This is a genomic window from Meridianimarinicoccus sp. MJW13, from assembly GCF_014901205.1.
GTDB lineage: Bacteria > Pseudomonadota > Alphaproteobacteria > Rhodobacterales > Rhodobacteraceae > Meridianimarinicoccus.
The window spans coordinates 400,843-419,840 of sequence record NZ_JACNMU010000004.1; the positions used below are offsets into that span (position 1 = coordinate 400,843).

An 18,998-nucleotide genomic window follows, 5' to 3' on the forward strand; every position below is an offset into this window, starting at 1 on the left:
ATTTGCAAGACTTCTGTGCGTTGGCCTGACACCCTGAGCCGGGCAAATGCGAAGAATTCGGGCAGAAATGTCCAAGCCTTGCGTGTCGAGGGCACTGTGAGAACCTGTGCCCGCCGCCCTGAGCCCCCGATAGGGCTTTCACGTCGTTGCGCTGGCTTCTAGGTTGGCCGCATGACCAGTTCTCCGCGATTCATCCACCTGCGCCTGCATTCCGAATACTCGCTTCTTGAAGGCGCGGTTCGGGTCAAGAAACTGCCCGGTCTCGTGGCTGGGATGGGGATGCCGGCGGTGGCGTTGACCGACACCAACAACATGTTCGCCGCATTGGAGTTTTCCGAGCTTTCGGCGCGCTCGGGCGTGCAGCCGATCATCGGCTGTCAGGTGGATCTGGCCTATGACACCCCGCGCCCCGGTGAAAAACCGCTGCCGCCCGCGCCGGTGGTTCTGCTGGCGCAATCGGCGGCGGGGTACGCGCACCTGATGAAGCTCAACTCGGTCCTCTACCTGGAAAGCGACGGGCAGGTGCCACAGGTACCGCTGGCCAAGCTTCTGGAGCATTCCGAGGATGTCATCTGCCTGACCGGCGGACCAGACGGCCCGGTGGGACGGCTGCTGCAGGCGGGGCATCGCCCGGCGGCCGAAGCGCTGGTGCGGCAACTGGCCGAAGGGTTCGGCAACCGGCTGTATATCGAGTTGCAGCGCCATCCCGGCGAGGACGGCCTGCCCGAGGCCGAGGCCCGGACCGAACGCGGACATGTCGAGATCGCCTATGCGATGGATCTGCCGCTGGTCGCCACCAATGACGTCTATTTCCCCAAGGCCGAGATGTACGAGGCGCATGACGCGCTGATCTGCATCGCCGATGGCGCTTATGTGGATCAGCAGGACCCGCGCCGTCGCCTGACACCCCAGCACTATCTGAAAAGCCCCGAGGAAATGGCGACCTTGTTTGCCGATCTGCCCGAGGCACTGGAAAATTCCGTCGAGATTGCCCGCCGCTGTGCCTTCAAGGCCGAGACCCATCCGCCGATCCTGCCCCGTTTCGCCGACGACGAAGTCGAGGAATTGCGCCGTCAGGCGCAGGCCGGTCTGAAGGATCGCCTTGCAGTCATCCCGCATGCGGCCTCGGTCGAGGACTATGAGAAACGGCTGGAGTTCGAGCTGGGCATCATCGAAGGCATGGGCTTTCCCGGCTATTTCCTGATCGTGGCCGATTTCATCAAATGGGCCAAGGATCACGACATTCCGGTGGGGCCGGGGCGGGGCTCGGGCGCGGGCAGCCTTGTGGCCTATGCGCTGACCATCACCGACCTTGATCCGCTGCGCTACAGCCTGCTGTTCGAACGGTTCCTGAACCCCGAGCGGGTGTCGATGCCCGACTTCGACATCGACTTCTGCATGGATCGCCGCGAAGAGGTGATCCACTACGTGCAAGAAAAATATGGCCGCGACAAGGTGGGCCAGATCATCACCTTCGGCGCGCTGCTGTCCAAGGCTGCCGTGCGCGATATCGGGCGGGTGTTGCAGATGCCCTACGGGCAGGTGGACCGCCTGTCGAAGATGATCCCGGTTGAGGGGGTCAAGCCGGTGTCGATCGAGAAGGCGCTGATCGACGAGCCGCGCCTGCGCGAAGAGGCCCGCCGCGAAGAGGTGGTGGACCGGCTGCTGAATTATGGCCAGCAGGTGGAAGGCCTGCTGCGCAATGCCTCGACCCACGCGGCGGGGGTGGTGATCGGGGATCGACCGCTGGACGCGCTTGTGCCGCTTTACCGCGACCCGCGCTCGGACATGCCTGCGACCCAGTTCAACATGAAATGGGTGGAACAGGCCGGCCTGGTGAAGTTCGACTTCCTGGGCCTGAAAACCCTGACCGTGATCCAGAACGCCATCGACCTGATCGAGGCGCAGGGCCGTCCGCTGCACGTTGCCGCCGATGGCACGCAGCTTTACGAGCCGGCGGCCGGGGCCGAGGGGCAGATCAACCTGATCCCGCTGGACGATGAAAAGACCTATCGACTGTATGCCGATGCCAAGACGGTGGCGGTGTTCCAGGTGGAAAGCTCGGGCATGATGGATGCGCTGCGGCGCATGAAACCGACGTGTATCGAGGATATCGTGGCGCTGGTGGCGCTGTATCGCCCCGGCCCGATGGAAAATATCCCGACCTATTGCGAGGTCAAGAACGGGCTGAAGGAGCGTGCCTCGGTCCATCCGCTGATCGACCATATCCTTGAGGAAACCCAGGGCATCATCGTCTACCAGGAACAGGTGATGCAGATTGCGCAGGTGATGGCGGGCTACAGCCTAGGCGGCGCCGATCTGCTGCGCCGCGCTATGGGCAAGAAGATCAAGGAGGCGATGGATGCCGAACGTCCCAAGTTCGAAAAGGGCGCGGCGGAAAACGGGGTCGACAAGAAGAAGGCGAGCGAGGTGTTCGACCTTCTGGAGAAATTCGCCAACTACGGCTTCAACAAGTCACACGCCGCGGCCTATGCGGTGGTCAGCTATCAAACCGGCTGGCTGAAGGCGAACCACCCGGTCGAGTTCATGGCCGGGGTCATGAATTGCGACATCCATCTGACCGACAAGCTGGCGGTCTATGCCGAAGAGGTTCGGCGCGGGTTGGGTCTGGAGATCGTGCCGCCCTGCGTGAACCGTTCGCAGGCGATGTTTTCGGTCGCCGATGGCAAGGTCGTCTACGGGCTGGGCGCGCTGAAGAACGTGGGCATCGAGGCGATGAAGCTGGTCGAGGCGGGGCGGGGTGACAAACCCTTTGCCAATCTGTTCGACTTCGCCCGCCGGGTGGATCTGAAGCGCATCGGCAAGCGCCCGATGGAAATGCTGGCCCGTGCCGGGGCCTTCGATCAACTCGACAGCAACCGCCACCGGGTGTTCAAATCGCTTGACGCACTGGTGGCCTATTCCGCCGCCATTCACGATCAGCGCGGATCGTCACAAGTGTCGCTGTTCGGCGAGGCCGGGGATGATCTGCCGGAACCGCGCATGTCGCAAGTGACCGACTGGTTGCCAGCCGAACGGCTGGGCGAGGAACATACCGCGATCGGTTTTTACCTGTCGGGGCATCCGCTGGACGACTACATGCCCGCGCTGAAACGGGCCGGGGTCAAGACGCTGGCCGAGGTGGAGGAGGCCGCCCGCACCGCGCCGTTGGTGGCCAAGCTGGCCGGGGCCGTGGCTGGGCGGCAGGAACGCAAGTCGGCGCGCGGGAAACGCTTTGCCTTTGCGCAACTGTCGGACCCATCGGGACTTTATGAAGTCACGATATTCTCGGATACGCTTGAGGCCAGTCGCGATTTGCTGGAGGCGGGCACCAACGTGGTGATGACGGTGGAAGCCACCAGCGAGGCCGACCAGTTGAAACTGCTGTGCCGCAGCGTGGTGCCGGTGGATTCCGTGGCCACGGCGGGCGCGCCCATGGGGCTGCGGGTCTTCCTGAATCGCAGCGAAACTCTGGAAACCATTGCAGCGATGCTGGAAAAGGCGCGCGAGGAAACCCGCGTGCCCGCGCGGTCGCCGGTGGAACTGTGCTTGCTGGGACCGGACCTGCCGGGCGAGGTGCAGATCAAGCTGCCCGAGCCCTATTATGTCAACCCCGCCATCAAGGGTGCCGTCAAATCGCTGGACGGGGTTGTTGTGGTCGAGGATTTCTAGGAAGGATCAGCACTTCTTGGCGGCTTCGCTCAGCTTGAACTTCACTTGGTTGCGTTTTTCAAGCGGGAACAGACCTCCATCCGAGATGATGGAGTTCAATTCCACCATGTCGACTTTTTCCATGCAGTTCACTGGCGTCGGATCCAGACCCATCCACGACACCCGGTTCTTGACCATGAGCGCATACTGGCTGTTGTTGGCGGGCACCGTGGAAGCTGCCGTCGTTTCTGTCGTCGTTGGGGAAGGCGCGGTTGCCGTGGTTACGGTACAGGCTGACAGGGCGCAGGCACCTGCCAGAAACAGGGCCCCAAGAAATGTTTGCATGCGGAACCTCACAAGGGCTGAAGGCGACTGCGCGGGCAGTCGCGTTGGTTCAGCACTTCTTGGCGGCCTGGCTCAGCAGGAATTTCGCGGTGCTGCGTTTGTCCGCATTTTTGACCCGCCCGCCCGTCAATGCCGAGTTCAGCTCTACCTTATCGGCGGTGCTCATGCAGTCAATCGGGCTGGGATCCAGACCCATCCCCGAGACACGGTTCTTCAGGACTTGACCATATTGATCGGTGGCATGGGCGCCGGTCGCCACAAGGGCGACGGTCATGGCAAGGGCAAGGGATTTCCGAGCAGTTTTCATAGGTTCATTCCCGGTTGATGGGTGGTGCATTGTAGCAGACCTAGGCAGAAGCGGGACGGTTTTCCACGGACCGCACGTCAAAGTGAGACGGGTCCCGAGGTGTCGTCGCGGCCGGTTCAACGCATCGCACGGGCCCCGTCTGGGGTGCCCATGCGATGACGCGCATCCCTCAGCGGGCGCGGGCCGCGTCCAGGATATCCGACGCCTGTTGGCGCATGGTGGACGTGTTGGTGTCATCGTCCGACAGGATCTGGCGAAGCTGCACGATCTCGGTCAGCGTCAGTTTCTCGATCCCGGCACTGTCGATGCTTTGCAAACTCAGCGAATTCACTAGGGCGCCGACCAGCATCGACTGGCCGATGGCCATCGTGTCGGTGTCGGTGGTGGCCCAGACGGCCGAGGCAGAGGGCAGGGCGACGGTTGCGGCAAGCAGGGCAGCTTTCAGGGTCGTTTTCATTTCAATTTCCTTTCATTGCGAACCACGGTGTGTGGTGTCATTAATAAGCACGGGGTAATGGAAAAATGGAAATGAACTCATTTAACGTTCCCGCACGGAACGGGGATGAAAATGAGGCTAAAAATGCCGGAAAAGAGAGGGCAATGAAACAGACCTCTCATTCGATGCCGTGCCGGTGTGGCGGTGCGAGCGCGACGTGATGAAGTCTTTACATTATTGAGGATAGCGGTTTTGAGGGTGCCGCGGTCGGAAATAGCCCTGGACGTAATACATCCAGGGCCCCAGTTTTTTTATTTGCGCGTCATACGAATTGAGCAATTGAGACTGGGTTTGTTTTGGGGCGCCAGATTGCCCGAACCGAAAGCCCGTTGTCTCTGCAATTGTAATTCGCATTACTGCACAGTCGGTTTCCGTGGCTGGCCCCGCCCGTTACGCTTGGTCCAGATTGTCAACGATTTCCAGATGCTGTGCCTGTTTGGCAACCACGCTCAGCCAGCGATCGACCAGCCGCAGGTCCGGGGGTGCCGCCGATACGCCCGGCGCGATCTCACCTTCCAGAACGGACTCCACCGCCAACGACACAGTAACCGACACCAGCCGTGCCATGGCGGAACCGCGGTCGTCGCCGTGGGCATCCATGACATAGGTCTTGTGATAGACCGGCACGCCTGCACGGTCGGCGCGCAGTTCCACGCACATCACCACGCGATCGGCCTCGCCGTCATCGAACTGGTGCTGCTGCAAAAGGGTTTCCGACATCTCCTGCAGTCGGGTCTCGCCTTCCGGTCCGGACAGGCCTTCGATCTCGCGGAAAAGATCGTCCCAGGCTTCCGCCCAGCCTTCCAGCCGCAGGGTGCCGCGCACGAAGGTGCGAAGGCGCCAGTCCGGATCAAAGTCATATTCCGCGATGAATGGCAGGCTGTCGCGGTTGGGATAGACCTCGAAGCTCTCCGGCGCGGGCAGGGGCGCATCATAGCGGGTCAGGCTGTCCCACGGGCGCGTGACGTTGAAGTCCTCGAAATCCTTCAGCGAGCGGGACGGGGACCGTAGCGCCTTCAGCACGCCCAGGGGCGACCAGCTGAACTTGTAGCGGAACGGGTTGGGGATTTTTGGCAAGCCGCCGCAATAGCTGCGAAAGGTGATCTCGTTGGCCGGGTCATGCACCCCCGATGCGCGATAGTCCGAAACCAGCCAATGGGCCATCAGGTGATCGATGCCGGGATCAAGACCGACCTCGTTGATCGAAACCAGGCCCTGGTCGCGGAACGCCGCATTCAGTGCCTGCATCTCGGGCGAGATGTAGGAGGACGACACGAAATGCGCCCCGGCGGCCAGGCAGGCCTGCGCGATGGTCACATGCCAGTCCCCCGGCAGCATCGAGACGGCGATATCGCCGGGCTGCAGCGCGACGGCGAATGCGTCGGGATCGAAGGCCCGCACGTCGGCAGACAGTCCTTCCAGCGCCGCAAGCGCCTTGGCGGGCGTGCGGTTCCAGACCACCACATCGTGGCCGTTTTCGATCAGCCGGCGCAGGCCGGGGCGTGTGGACAGGCCGGTTCCGACCCAGTGCAATCTTGGCATGGTACAGGCTTTCAAGCTTTGGAGACGTGGGTTTCATAGATCGCCCCGGCCCGTTTCCAGACCCCGGTGCGATCAGTGTCGAGATCTTCGAGGCTGGGCAAAAGCTGGTCGGCGTAGTCCTCGCTGCTTTCCACGGGCAGCATGGACGGCAGGTTGTCGATGGCCATGACATCCAGCGGCACCGGGCTGTCGGTCACCCGGACAAGCGGGTCGGCGAAGGTGGTCGAGCGGTGGTAGATCGGGATCGGGTTGTAGCTGCTGCTTGGGTCGCAAGAGACATCGGCAATGACGCTCAGGCGCCGTGCCTTGGCCACGGCCTCTGCCGGGACGAAGACCGGCACGCTGGGGCTGGCGAGGATGCAGTTGACGAATATCTCATGGTCCAGAATTTCGGGGAAGGGGCCGCCGCTGGCGGTTTCCGCCTTGTCCCAGCGGGTGACGGACAGACCCAGGGCGGTGCAAAGATCGCAGGCCCCACTGCCCACGCGACCCAGGGCGCCGATGACAAGGGCGGCAGGCGCGGGCGCATCGGGAAGGGCGGCAAGATCCTTGCGCAATTCATCCAGCAGGGCCGTTTTTCCGGGATAGACACCGATAGCGCCAAGCGAGGTTCCGGACGTCTGCGCGATCCAGGCCTTCATGCCGATGGCCGCCCCGGCAAATCCGGCCCAATAGCCGAAGGCAGCGATGCGCCGCCCGGTCTCGTCCAGCAGGTATTCCAGATCCAGCAGGGTGCCACCGCCGCGCCGGAACCGGCGCAGCAGTGCCGGGCCATCCGCTTGCCCCTTGTAGGCATGGCCGAACATGATGTGGCGATGGGTCAGATCAGGACCATCCGCGTCCAGTTCCTTCAGGCCGAAAATGATCGCATCTGACGGCGCGTCGGGCCAACTGTGCGCCGGGGCGATCACGCAGCCCGCTTTGACATAGCCGGCCGTCGGAATGGCGCGGGCGGGAGAGTCCTCGACCGTCACCTGATGGCCTGCGTCCAGAAGCGCTTTGGCGCCTTGCGGGGTCAATCCTACCCGCTGTTCCATCTCGCGCTGTTCTGCCCTGACCCAGATGTGTGCCATGCCCGTGCCTCCCTGCTGTCGAGGGACAGGAGGTATCGCCCCTTGCGCTGCGATGCAATCGTGTCGTCTGCGCCGGGACCCGCCTGATGCCATGGCAGCCCGCCAGCGCCCTACCAGTGCGGCGGCTTCTGGTCCGCCAGCGGGACGGTGCCGCCCAGGTCGGACTCCCGCTCGGCCTCGCGCTGCATCAGCATGGCGACCCGCCGGGTCAGGGTCTGGACGGCGCGTCGGGCCAACTGTGCGCCGGGGCGATCACGCAGCCCGCTTTGACATAGCCGTCCGTGGGAATGGCGCGGGCGGGAGAGTCCTCGACTGTCACCTGATGGCCTGCGTCCAGAAGCGCTTTGGCGCCTTGCGGGGTCAATCCCACCCGCTGTTCCATCTCGCGCTGTTCTGCCCTGACCCAGATGTGTGCCATGTCCGTGCCTCCCTGCTGTCGAGGGACAGGAGGTATCGCCCCTTGCGCTGCGATGCAATCGTGTCGTCTGCGCCGGGACCCGCCTGATGCCATGGCAGCCCGCCAGCGCCCTACCAGTGCGGCGGCTTCTGGTCCGCCAGTGGGACAATGCCGCCCAGGTCGGATTCCCGCTCGGCCTCGCGCTGCATCAGCATGGCGACGCGCCGGGTCAGGGTCTGGATCTCGCGATCTTGCCGCGCGATCACGTCCGACAGGTCGCTCAGCGTGCGCTCCAGATAGGCCATTCGTTCCTGCATTGCCTGTGTCGCGGTCTCGGTCATTTGCCAAATCCTTGTGTTGTTCGGCTTTGTATCGCCACGAGAGGGGTCAATAGGTTGCTCCCGCACCCTCCATCCGGTAGAGGGGCCGCGACCGTCAGAGGTGGAGCCCCCATGGCCAAGAAGGACAAGAAACAGCCACGCCCCAAGGCGGAAACGCCGAAGGGTTTCCGTGACTATTTCGGCGCTGAGGTGAACGAACGCAAGGCAATGCTGGATCGCATTACCGAGGTGTATCATCTTTACGGGTTCGACGCGCTGGAAAGCGCCGCCGTCGAGACCGTCGAGGCACTTGGCAAGTTCCTGCCCGACGTGGATCGGCCCAACGAAGGTGTGTTCGCCTGGCAGGAAGAGGACAGCGACTGGCTGGCCCTGCGCTATGATCTGACCGCGCCGCTGGCCCGCGTTTATGCGCAGTTTCGCAACGATCTGCCGACGCCCTACCGCCGCTATGCCATGGGACCGGTCTGGCGCAACGAAAAGCCGGGGCCGGGACGGTTCCGCCAGTTCTATCAATGCGATGCCGATACCGTGGGCGCGCCGACCGTTGCCGCCGACGCCGAGATCCTGTCGATGCTGTCAGACGCGCTGGAAGCCGTGGGCATCGACCGGGGCGACTATGTCGTCAAGGTCAACAACCGCAAGGTTCTGAACGGGGTGATGGAGGCCGCAGGCGTGCTCAACCCCGACGATCCCATGGCCCTTGCCGCGGAACGCGGCATCGTGCTGCGCGCCATCGACAAGCTGGACCGTCTGGGCCGCGACGGCGTGCGGGCGCTGCTGGGGGCGGGACGCGAAGATGCCTCGGGCGATTTCACCAAGGGTGCCGGGCTGAGCGACGATCAGGCCGCCATCGTTCTGGGCTTTCTGGACGCGCGCGGGGCCGATGGCGCCGCCACTGTGGCCAACCTTCAGGCCCTGATCGGCGGGTCCAAAACCGGCGCGCAGGGGGTCGACGAATTGCAGCAGATCACCGATCTGATGGCAGCCGGCGGCTATGGCGCGGATCGGGTCGAGATCGACCCGGCCGTGGTGCGCGGACTGGGCTACTATACAGGCCCGGTTTTCGAGGCCGAACTGACCTTCGAGATCACCGACGACAAGGGCCGCCCGCGTCAGTTCGGCTCGGTGGCCGGGGGCGGTCGTTACGACGATCTGGTCAAGCGCTTCACCGGGCAGGCCGTGCCGGCCACCGGCGTGTCCATCGGCGTCGACCGCCTGCTGGCGGCGCTGACCGCCAAGGGCCGGACCGCAGCGCAGGCCCATGGGCCGGTGGTGGTGACGGTGATGGATCGCGACCGCATGGCCGACTATCAATCCATGGTCGCCGACCTGCGCGCGGCGGGCGTCCGGGCGGAAGTCTACCTCGGCAACCCGAAGAACTTCGGCAACCAGATGAAATACGCCGACCGCCGCGATGCGCCCCTGGCGGTGATCCAGGGCGGCGACGAGGCCGCGCGCGACATGGTGCAGATCAAGGATCTGAAACTGGGGGCCGAGATCGCCGCGCAGGCCAGCCTGGAAGAATGGAAATCCCACGCCGCGCAACGCGAAGTGCCCCGCGCCGATCTGGTGACCGAGGTGCGCAAGATGCTGGACCGGGGCCAATGACTGAGCCCTGCAAGTCCGAGATCCTCGCCGAGGCCCAACGCCTGCGCGCCTGTTTCGAGGCGGCTGGCGCCACGCCGGTGGATGCGGACATCCTGCTGCCTGCCGAAACCCTGCTGGACCTTTACGGCGAGGACATCCGCGCGCGAGCCTATGTCACCATGGATCCGCTGCATGGCGAGTTGATGATGCGCCCGGATTTCACCGTGCCGGTGGTGCAAGCGCATATGTCCAACGGGGCCGGCACCGCGCGCTATACCTATCTGGGCGAGGTGTTCCGCAAGCAGGAAGGCGACTACGATCGCGCCAATGAATACCTGCAAGTGGGCTTCGAGTTGTTCGACGCTGAAGCCCCGGAAAAGGCCGATGCCGAGGTCTACGCGCTGTTCGCGACCCTGCTGGCGGATCTGCCGCTGCGCGCCGCGACCGGCGACGTGGGTATCCTGCGGGCGGCGATTTCCGGGTTGAAACTGTCGGCGCCGCGCCGCGCCGCGCTGATGCGCCACCTCTGGCGTCCGCGCCGCTTCCGCACCCTGCTGGAGCGTTTCTCGGGCCGCACCCCGGCCACGCCGCAGCGTGTGACGCTGCTGGAGGCACATGCGCGGGGCGAAGACGTGCTGTCGCGCGCCGGGATGTTCATCGGTCTGCGCGATCCCGACGAGATCCGCAAACGCCTTGATCGTCTGGCGGATGACCTGTCGGAACCGCCCCTGACCGAGGGCGAACTGGCGTCTCTGGATCAGGTCATCACGCTCAAGGACATGAGCCCCGCCGCGCTGGAGCGACTGAGCGACATCGCCGTGGACATGCCCGCGATGCACGACGCGGTGCAGCGGTTCGAACGGCGGCTCGACGCGCTGCAGGCCCGTGGCGTCGACATCGACCACTTGCCTTTCGAGGCGGAATTCGGGCGCACCACCATGGAATACTACGACGGCTTCGTGTTCGGCTTCTCCGGCACGGAACAGCCGGGTCTGCCGCCGGTTGCCCTTGGCGGGCGCTATGACGCACTGACCCGGATCCTCGGGCAAGGCACCGCCATGCCGGCCGTGGGCGGCATGATCCGTCCGGCCTCTCTTCTGGACCTGCGCAGCGGAGATCCCGCATGACCCTGAAGCTTGGCGTGCCGTCCAAGGGACGGTTGATGGAAAAGACCTTCGACTGGTTCAGCGCCCGCGGGATCGGCCTCAGCCGCACCGGAGCCGAGCGCGAGTACAGCGGTGCCGTCACCGGGATCGACGGGATGGAACTGGTGCTGCTCTCGGCGTCGGAAATACCCCGTGAACTGGCCCGTGGCCGGATCCACCTCGGCGTAACCGGCTCTGACCTCGTGCGCGACAAGCTTGCGGCCTGGCACGACCATGTGATCGAACTGGAGCCCATGGGCTTCGGCTTTGCCGATCTCATCATCGCGGTGCCGAAATGCTGGGTCGATGTGGACACCATCGCCGATCTCGACAGCGCCGCCGCCGCCTTCCGCGCCACCCATGGTTTCCGACTGCGCATCGCCACGAAATACCACCGGCTGGTGCGCGAATATCTCAGGAAGGAAGGCGTGGCGGACTATCAGCTGGTCGACAGCCAGGGTGCCACCGAAGGTACGGTCAAGAACCTGACCGCCGAGGCCATCGCCGACATCACCTCGACCGGCGAAACCCTGCGCGCCAATCATCTCAAGATCCTCGGCGACGGGATCATTCACCGCAGCCAGGCCACGCTGTTCAAATCCCGCAAGGCGCAATGGACCGGCGACGATCGCAAGGCGTTGCAGGTGCTGAAAGACTGCCTCGCCGCCGCACCCACCTGATCTTTTTCTTGTTGGAAATACTCAAGGTGCGGCGACGGCCAAGACAGGCCGCACCGGATCAGAGGACTCCGATCTCGGCCAGCGCTGCCTGCATCTCACGTGGCAGCCGATCATCGCCGGTCTCCGATGCCCGATCCAGATCGGCCGGTGAATCCTCGGGCTTCAGATAGCGCCAGCCCTGAAACGGGCGGCGCGGGGCAGGGCGGGTGCGGAAGATCTGCGGGTCCATGACGATCCCGCAGCGCCGGATGCCGTCCTCGCCGATCACCTCGTCCAGTCGCAGGATGCGCTGCCGCGCCAGGATCGCCCCCTTGAACACCCAGAACAGCGACCCGCCGGCCAGCAATTCCGCTTCGCGCTTGGGCCACATGCGGGTGACGTGGCGGGGCAACCCGTCGGGCTGCTGGGCCGCACGGGTCTTTTGCCACGCGACCAGGTCGTCAACCGCTTCGGCGCCGACGCAAAGTTTTACCAGATTTATGTGGTTTGGCACCTGTCACCCCCTGTATGTCGTTAAAGATAGTTGATCGCGGCCGCCGGACAAGGTAGAACTTGAGGCCGTTTCCTCCTGCCAGAGAGCCCCATCCATGAGCCGCTTTTCCGCCCCCATCGCCGAATCCATCTGGGACATGAAATACCGCCTGAAAGACGCAGAGGGCACCCCCGTGGATCATGGGGTTGAAGATACCTGGCGACGCATTGCCGGGGCGCTTGCGACGGTCGAAAAGGATCCTGCCGCCTGGGAGGAGAAATTCTATGGCGCACTGGAGGACTTCAAGTTCCTGCCCGCCGGCCGGATCATCGCCGGCGCCGGGACCGCGCGCAGCGTGACCCTGTTCAACTGCTTCGTCATGGGCACCGTGCCCGACAGCATGGCCGGCATCTTCGACATGCTGAAGGAAGCCGCGCTGACCATGCAGCAGGGCGGCGGCATCGGCTATGATTTCTCGACCATCCGGCCCAAGGGCGCGCCGGTACAGGGGGTCGCGGCGGATGCCTCGGGCCCGCTGAGCTTCATGGACGTCTGGGACGCCATGTGCCGCACGATCATGTCCGCAGGCTCGCGCCGGGGGGCGATGATGGCGACCATGCGCTGCGACCACCCGGATGTGGAACAGTTCATCACCGCCAAATCCGACGCCGCACGGCTGCGCATGTTCAACCTGTCGGTGCTGGTGACCGATCCATTCATGGAAGCCGTCAAGGCTGACCGGCCCTGGGATCTGGTCTTCGACGGGGTGGTCTACAACACTGTCCGCGCCCGCGACCTGTGGGACCGGATCATGCAGTCGACCTATGACTATGCCGAACCGGGCGTGATTTTCATCGACCGGATCAACGCTGCCAACAACCTGAACTACTGCGAGACCATCGCCGCCACCAACCCCTGTGGCGAGCAACCGCTGCCACCCTATGGCGCCTGCCTGCTGGGCTCGATCAATATGGCCAAGCTGGTGTCGAACCCCTTCGAGGGCGATGCGGCGCTGGACGAGGACGCCCTGGACGATTTGGTGCGCACCGCCGTTCGGATGATGGACAACGTGGTCGACGCTTCGCGCTTCCCGCTTCCCGCGCAAGAAACAGAGGCGCAGAACAAGCGCCGGATCGGGCTGGGGGTCACCGGGCTGGCCGACGCCCTGCTGATGGTCGGGCTGCGCTATGGCTCCGAGGACGCGGCGCGTCAAACCGAGTGCTGGTTGCAGGCAATCGCCCGCGCCGCCTATCTGGCCTCGGTCGATCTGGCGAAGGAAAAGGGCGCCTTCCCGCTGTTCGACGCCGACAAATACCTGGCCAGCGGCACCATGCAGGCCATGGACGACGACGTGCGCGACGCCATTGCCAAGCATGGTATCCGCAACGCGCTGCTGACCTCCATCGCGCCGACCGGGACCATCAGCCTTTATGCGGGCAATGTCTCGTCGGGGATCGAGCCGGTGTTCGCCTACAGCTACACCCGCAAGGTGCTGCAGAAGGATGGCTCGCGCACCGAGGAAGAGGTTGTCGATTACGCCGTGAAACTGTGGCGCGAGAAGTTCGGCGACGTGGACCTGCCCGACCATTTCGTCAACGCCCAGACGCTGGCGCCGCTCGATCACGTGCGGATGCAGGCCGCGGCTCAGAAGTGGATCGATTCCAGCATCTCGAAGACCATCAACTGCCCGGCGGACATCGGCTTTGAAGAGTTCAAGGACGTCTACATGGCCGCCTGGGACCAGGGCTGCAAGGGCTGCACCACCTATCGCCCGAACGACGTAACCGGCAGCGTGCTGAGCGTCGCCGAGGAGAAGCCGAAAGCGGCCCCTGTGGTGCAACCGGTCGAGGTTGGTGGCGTCGTCCACCTGACCGAGCCGCTTGACCGTCCCGTGGCCCTGGAAGGCAACACCTACAAGCTGAAATGGCCCGACAGCGAGCATGCCATCTATATCACCATCAACGATGTTGAAGTGAACGGCCATCGCCGCCCGTTCGAAATCTTCATCAATTCCAAGAACATGGAGCATTTCAGCTGGACCGTTGCCCTGACCCGGATGATCTCGGCGGTGTTCCGGCGCGGCGGCGATGTCTCCTTTGTGGTCGAGGAACTGAAAGCAGTCTTCGATCCGCGCGGCGGGGCATGGATGGAGGGCAAATACATCCCCTCGATCCTGGCGGCCATCGGTGGCACCATCGAAAAGCACATGATCGCCATCGGCTTCATCGACGGAGAGGGGCTTGGCCTGAAGACCGACCCCCATGCAGATCCCGTCACGGGACTGGCGGCCCCGAAGGGCAAGGCCTGCTCCAGTTGTGGCAGCTACGAGATGCGGATGATCGAGGGCTGCATGACCTGCGCAAACTGCGGCTTTTCGAAATGCGGCTAGGCGCGGAGACCTGGCGGACCCCGTGTTTTTTCGACGGGCAATTGTCCGCCTCGGCGGCGGTCCGAACAGCACCTTCAGCGTCAGGCAGGTCTGGCCTCGCATCACTGAAGCCCGCTAGACGACCCCGCCTGCCGCTCGGTGGCGGAACCCTGATCATCCCGGGGTCGAACCGGATACAAACCGATCCACGCTGGCTCAAGCTGCCACTCCAGTATGACCCGTTCGAGGACCTGAACTTCCTCCCGGCCCAACTGGTCAGGCATGCTGGATGCCCGCAGTGACGCCCTCAATGCGATTTGGGCAAGAATGCCGACGCCATCTGAAAAGCGGCCGGGGACAAGGCAATTGCGAGAGGTCGATCCGCAGTCTCCTGACCACAAGGATGGCGCACTGCTGTGGGGTGGGCCACATCGAAAACCCGCCCGCAACACGATCTTGTCGCGGCCCTGTTTGCGACGACCCTCTCTATTGGGCGCCAGGATCGGTCGGTCTGGCGTATCGACACTTGTCAAATCAGGTTTGGCCTTTTAGCACCGCACTAGTGGAGCGGTGGCCGAGTGGTCGAAGGCAGTAGTCTTGAAAACTACCGTGCGCGGAAGCGTACCGTGGGTTCGAATCCCACCCGCTCCGCCAGTATCATCTAATAACGTATTGAATTTAAATATATATCTTGCTTGAGTGCCCCGCCATTCCCACATGTGTTCCCACACTTGGTGCGCCTTTGATCTCTCGCCGGTCGATTGCCTCAATCCTCTAACACATCATTTTCTGGTTCGCCGGTGATCAGCGTTCGTTGCCGTTCACGGCTGATTTGACCGTAGCTGCGCAAGGTTGTCAGCACGTCAGTATGACCGAGGTTCTGTGACGTGGCGACCAGTTCAGCGACCGAATTGCAGTTCTTCGCCGCATGACGCGCCAACATGTGGCGAAAGGCGTGCGGGCCGAAGGCATCCAGATTCGCGGCGGCAAAGGCCTCGTTGACAATTTTGCGCACGGGTTCGGTGTTTTTCCACGGACGGCGGGCAAAGCCCTCTGCTGAGAAGCCGGTATTGGATTGCGGAGCGATGGCTGTCGCTGGGAACAACGGATCGTCGGGGCCATACAGAAGTTCGTCGTCGAGATAGGTCATCCAAGCAGCCAAAGTGGCTTCGGCCTCAGGGAAGCCTTGGGCAAAGAAGGTGTCGATGCTCTTGCCGAATTTTGTTGCCACCTCACGCGGGTTTTGCGTCACCGATTTCTCATCAAGATTAACGTGCTTGACCCGTAAGGAGACCAACGCCCCCACGCGAACGCCGGTCAGACACAACAGGGAAAAAACCGCCTTGTCACGCATCGCGCGCGGCGTGGACGCGGGCATCATTGCCAGCGCTCTTTTTGCCTGCTTGATACTGGGGGCCGGTCTGGTCGGGGCAGCGCGCGCCTCTGCCTCATCGCGGCGCGACAGGTTAAAGTAATCTGCATCTGCCGCCCTTATCCGGCTGCGAAAGCCGTCTTGCTGAGAAAGCCATAAGGTGAACTCACGCAGGATTGCCAGAATGGAACGGGTGAAGGATTTTCCCAACGGCAGGCCACGTGCGCCCTTGGCCTGCTCCAGATGGGTGCGAAACCCCATGGCCCATTCGATGTGAAACTTGCCAAAGTCTTTGCGCCCGTTCCAAACATCGAAGCGTTCCAGCGCGGCGAGTTCACGGTCGAGGGACTTGTCCGAGAGTTGCCGCGCATACTTGCGATACTCTAGAAACCGTCGCTTGAGACGTTCATTTTTCCCATTCGGTCGCGTGCTCATTCTGGCTTCCTTTCAGAGGCTTGCTAAGGAGAAAAAAGGGTGCCGACCGGTTAGGTCGGAATGCGGTAAAACACGGGGGGCTAGCCTGGCCGCATGTCGAACGGGCCTTGGATAGATGCAGAGAATGACCTGATCGTCACGGATTACTTCGCGATGCTGTCTGCGGACTTTGCTGGCAAGTCCTACAACAAAGCCGCTCACAATCGTGATCTTCAGACCCAGATCGACCGCAACCGCAGTTCGATCGAGTTCAAGCACCAGAACATCAGCGCGGTTCTCAGGGCTCTCGGAGAGGACTGGATCCCCGGCTACAAGCCCGCGCGTAATTACCAGACCACGCTTGAGGATGCGGTCGCGCGTTGGTTCGCGCTCCACCCAGGTTGGCTGTCCCGCATTCCGGACCGGCCCGCGATGGGCCTCCGCGAGGCAGCTCAGCTTTGGATTGGACCGCCCCCGACGCTCAGCAACCAGCCGCCCCCTCCTGAGCTTGAGCAAACCATCGCCACCGCCCGCAAGTTTGACGTCGCCGAACGCGATGAGCGCAACCGTGCGCTTGGCCGGGCCGGAGAGGGTCGGCGCGATCTCTCGCGGCAAGTTCGAAAGGCGCATTCGGGAACTGGCGGATGGCAATCCCATGCTGGAAATTGCGACAGAGCCAATGCTTCGAGCCAGAGCCACCCTGCGTCTAGAACTCACCACCCTTGAGAAGCAGGTGCGCCAGCTCGCCCAAAACGATCCAGTTTGCCGCCGCCTGATGACGATGCCTGGAGTCGGGGCTGTCGTGGCACTGACCTACCGTTCGGCCGTAGATGATCCGGCTCGCTTCACCTCATCGAAGAGGGTCGGCCCTTGGGTTGGGCTGACGCCCTCGCGCAACCAATCCGGTGAACGTGATGTCTCCGGCGGCATTACCAAAGCAGGCGACGTCAACCTGAGGCAAGCGCTGTGCCAGGCGGCGACTGTCATGATGAACCGCGGTCGATCGACATGGTTGAGAACATGGGGAGCACAACTCGCGAAACGCCGCGGGCGCAAACGCGCGATGGTCGCCTTGGCTCGGCGTATCGCGGTCATTCTCCATCGGATCTGGGTCGATGGTACCGTATTCCAGCCGGATGCTGCGCCAACCACGGCCTGACAAGTTGTTACCCCACCCGTTGCCTGCTTGATCGCAGGCCTTCGAGGTCCCGCAGGGACGTGGTTCCGATGATGCCGTGGTCTGGACTGTCGCTGACATCAATCAAGCACGCCTATGAGATGGGCAGATCGGAATTGCATCGAACCCGCATCATGTTGGCAGTCTCCGCGCTGACCACGGACCGAAGCATGTACCCGAAGGATCTCAGGCGAAGGCCGTGCAGAAAGGCAGAGCGGGAACGAATGATGTCAAAAACACCGCTCTGGCGGATAGCTTTGCCTGCGCAAAGCGGCTTGACACAAACCGCCCCGTTACCGAAGTCTGGACCCTAGGGTTCCCCCACAAGTTCTTGAAGCAGCGCAATGAACTTCCGCTTACCGCCAATGGTGCGCAAGTCATGACCTGCGCACCTTCATGCCACATCAAAAAAATCAATAGGGTAGCGCGGTGCACAAGGACGGTGCGGATCATATAAGGCGTGCAAAAAACCAAGACATCTGCACGCTTGTCTCCCTTTGCATCTTCAGCGATGTCCGCCTGTGGTGCTTGAGTCTGTCCATTTCGTGGTGAACACTGGCCTACATGGCCCGTAAATTTTGCAGGAAGGAAGAGAAAATATGATAGAGGAGATTCCTCAAAGTGTAATTGACGCTATTCGCAAAGATATTCAGAAGGAGATGTCCAAAAGGATGGCTGGATGGGCCGTCGCGGGCGGCGCCGGGTTGGTCGTCCTCGCTGGGCTCGGTGCCTGGGGGCTTCTGAAACCGACGATTGCCTTTGAACTTGGCGTGGTTCCGAAGGCAGAAATCAATGGTTTTGTCGATCAGAAAATATCTAATTTTGTTACGTATGACGATCTAGATGCGGCAACAAGCGTATTCCGCACTGAAGAGCAGGTTAGGAACCTCATAGAGGCGAACAACGCACAAACCGGTATTGTCACGGAAACGCGCGTTCGGGCGCTAGTTTCTGAGGCATTGGCACCTTACCAACCCTTCAAAGATATGAAAGGTGCCGTTATCGCCTTTGACCGCTCCGAAGATCGTGGGGGCGGAATGGTTGGAGGGGCTTGTCCCATAGGCTGGACATTATTCCGAGAGGCCGGGGGGCGAGTGATTATAGGTGCGGGGGCACACGAGAATACTGATGAGACTGGTCAGCAGATAAGCGACTATCGTGCGTTCTCGGACGATGAGGACGATGCGACTGGCGGCGCGGAAACCGTGACGTTAATTGAGAAACACATTCCGCCGCATACTCACGATGTACAAGACGAAGGTCACCGTCACAACGTTGAAAGGGACGAAATTTACGGCGGAGCCGGGGGTAGATTGACGCAAGAGATTCGAGGGAACCGAGTCGACTCTCCGTATGCGAGCGCGGTGAATAAGGCTAGGATTAGTGAGGATTCGTTTGGTGGATTGAATGGCAAGACGCAGCCCCACGATAATATGCCTCCCTATATTGCGATCTATTTCTGCAAAAAAGAGAGCTGATCCGGATCACACGCTCAGAAGAAGTGCCCTTAGCAGGTTGCTGAAATAGTCTCTTCTGGACAACGATTTGAGAACATGATTCCTCGTCCGCAGCAGAACTGTGGGGGTCAAGATGCGCGGGACGGATGAAACGAGTGGGTCGCTGTTCAGCTA

17 protein-coding genes, 1 tRNA gene and 2 pseudogenes are annotated in these 18,998 nt (G+C 62.4%); 9 read left to right on the forward strand and 11 right to left on the reverse strand.

Translation table 11 applies throughout. The features are described 5' to 3' along the window. The first annotated feature begins 171 nt into the window (after nt 1-171). A complete protein-coding gene (gene dnaE / locus H8B03_RS09640; RefSeq protein ID WP_193141523.1) occupies nt 172-3,672 on the forward strand; it encodes a DNA polymerase III subunit alpha in 3,501 nt (1,166 codons plus the stop codon). A gap of 6 nt (nt 3,673-3,678) precedes the next feature. On the opposite strand, the gene H8B03_RS09645 is transcribed toward dnaE, so the two are convergent. The 8 genes from H8B03_RS09645 to H8B03_RS09680 form a co-directional block, all read right to left on the reverse strand. Continuing rightward, nucleotides 3,679-3,996, reverse strand: coding sequence for a hypothetical protein (locus tag H8B03_RS09645; protein WP_193141524.1), 318 nt, complete (start codon nt 3,994-3,996; stop codon nt 3,679-3,681). 49 nt (nt 3,997-4,045) lie between these two features. Beyond that, on the reverse strand, nt 4,046-4,303 hold the full coding sequence (locus tag H8B03_RS09650; RefSeq protein ID WP_193141525.1) for a hypothetical protein: 258 nt from the start codon (nt 4,301-4,303) through the stop codon (nt 4,046-4,048). A 169-nt stretch (nt 4,304-4,472) separates the two neighbouring features. Further along, a complete protein-coding gene (locus H8B03_RS09655) occupies nt 4,473-4,760 on the reverse strand; it encodes a hypothetical protein (RefSeq protein WP_193141526.1) in 288 nt (95 codons plus the stop codon). A 429-nt stretch (nt 4,761-5,189) separates the two neighbouring features. Beyond that, on the reverse strand, nt 5,190-6,341 hold the full coding sequence (locus tag H8B03_RS09660) for a saccharopine dehydrogenase family protein (protein ID WP_193141527.1): 1,152 nt from the start codon (nt 6,339-6,341) through the stop codon (nt 5,190-5,192). A gap of 11 nt (nt 6,342-6,352) precedes the next feature. Next, nucleotides 6,353-7,414 carry a saccharopine dehydrogenase gene (locus H8B03_RS09665; RefSeq protein ID WP_193141528.1) on the reverse strand — a complete coding sequence of 354 codons (1,062 nt, stop codon included), beginning with the start codon at nt 7,412-7,414 and terminating at the stop codon, nt 6,353-6,355. A 110-nt stretch (nt 7,415-7,524) separates the two neighbouring features. Next, nucleotides 7,525-7,650 carry a hypothetical protein gene (locus H8B03_RS09670; RefSeq protein WP_394355460.1) on the reverse strand — a complete coding sequence of 42 codons (126 nt, stop codon included), beginning with the start codon at nt 7,648-7,650 and terminating at the stop codon, nt 7,525-7,527. After that, a complete protein-coding gene (locus H8B03_RS09675; RefSeq protein WP_193141529.1) occupies nt 7,623-7,832 on the reverse strand; it encodes a hypothetical protein in 210 nt (69 codons plus the stop codon). The genes H8B03_RS09670 and H8B03_RS09675 overlap by 28 nt, the downstream gene beginning before the upstream one ends. 110 nt (nt 7,833-7,942) lie before the next feature. Beyond that, nucleotides 7,943-8,152 carry a SlyX family protein gene (locus H8B03_RS09680; protein WP_193141530.1) on the reverse strand — a complete coding sequence of 70 codons (210 nt, stop codon included), beginning with the start codon at nt 8,150-8,152 and terminating at the stop codon, nt 7,943-7,945. A gap of 111 nt (nt 8,153-8,263) precedes the next feature. Here H8B03_RS09680 and hisS point away from each other — a divergent pair, with 111 nt between their 5' ends. The 3 genes from hisS to hisG are packed head-to-tail and all read left to right on the forward strand — an operon-like array spanning nt 8,264 to nt 11,564. Beyond that, nucleotides 8,264-9,760, forward strand: coding sequence for a histidine--tRNA ligase (gene hisS / locus H8B03_RS09685; RefSeq protein WP_193141531.1), 1,497 nt, complete (start codon nt 8,264-8,266; stop codon nt 9,758-9,760). Next, entirely contained in the window at nt 9,757-10,866 is a 1,110-nt protein-coding gene (locus H8B03_RS09690; RefSeq protein WP_193141532.1) for an ATP phosphoribosyltransferase regulatory subunit, read from the forward strand. The genes hisS and H8B03_RS09690 overlap by 4 nt, the downstream gene beginning before the upstream one ends. Then, nucleotides 10,863-11,564 (forward strand): ATP phosphoribosyltransferase, encoded by a 702-nt coding sequence (hisG, locus tag H8B03_RS09695; RefSeq protein ID WP_193141533.1) that lies wholly within the window; start codon nt 10,863-10,865, stop codon nt 11,562-11,564. The genes H8B03_RS09690 and hisG overlap by 4 nt, the downstream gene beginning before the upstream one ends. A gap of 58 nt (nt 11,565-11,622) precedes the next feature. Here hisG and H8B03_RS09700 read toward each other — a convergent pair whose 3' ends face one another. After that, nucleotides 11,623-12,057 carry a DUF1489 family protein gene (locus H8B03_RS09700; protein ID WP_193141534.1) on the reverse strand — a complete coding sequence of 145 codons (435 nt, stop codon included), beginning with the start codon at nt 12,055-12,057 and terminating at the stop codon, nt 11,623-11,625. 94 nt (nt 12,058-12,151) lie between these two features. On the opposite strand from H8B03_RS09700, the gene H8B03_RS09705 reads away from it, so the two are divergent. Next, nucleotides 12,152-14,425, forward strand: coding sequence for an adenosylcobalamin-dependent ribonucleoside-diphosphate reductase (locus H8B03_RS09705; RefSeq protein WP_193141535.1), 2,274 nt, complete (start codon nt 12,152-12,154; stop codon nt 14,423-14,425). A 42-nt stretch (nt 14,426-14,467) separates the two neighbouring features. Here the strand turns inward: H8B03_RS09705 and H8B03_RS19205 are convergent. Continuing rightward, nucleotides 14,468-14,684, reverse strand: a pseudogene (locus H8B03_RS19205) (IS5/IS1182 family transposase); the annotation flags it as partial. Between the two features lie 284 nt (nt 14,685-14,968). Here H8B03_RS19205 and H8B03_RS09710 point away from each other — a divergent pair. Further along, nucleotides 14,969-15,058: transfer RNA gene (locus tag H8B03_RS09710), tRNA-Ser, on the forward strand. A gap of 112 nt (nt 15,059-15,170) precedes the next feature. Here the strand turns inward: H8B03_RS09710 and H8B03_RS09715 are convergent. Then, nucleotides 15,171-16,211, reverse strand: coding sequence for a site-specific integrase (locus H8B03_RS09715; RefSeq protein WP_193141536.1), 1,041 nt, complete (start codon nt 16,209-16,211; stop codon nt 15,171-15,173). 93 nt (nt 16,212-16,304) lie between these two features. Between H8B03_RS09715 and H8B03_RS09720 the strand changes: the two are divergent. The 3 genes and pseudogenes from H8B03_RS09720 to H8B03_RS09730 form a co-directional block, all read left to right on the forward strand. Then, a pseudogene (locus H8B03_RS09720) lies at nt 16,305-16,787 on the forward strand (hypothetical protein); the annotation flags it as partial. 178 nt (nt 16,788-16,965) lie between these two features. Further along, on the forward strand, nt 16,966-17,349 hold the full coding sequence (locus H8B03_RS09725; RefSeq protein WP_226925845.1) for a transposase: 384 nt from the start codon (nt 16,966-16,968) through the stop codon (nt 17,347-17,349). 617 nt (nt 17,350-17,966) lie between these two features. Further along, nucleotides 17,967-18,845 carry a hypothetical protein gene (locus H8B03_RS09730; RefSeq protein ID WP_193141537.1) on the forward strand — a complete coding sequence of 293 codons (879 nt, stop codon included), beginning with the start codon at nt 17,967-17,969 and terminating at the stop codon, nt 18,843-18,845. Nucleotides 18,846-18,998: the final 153 nt, after the last annotated feature.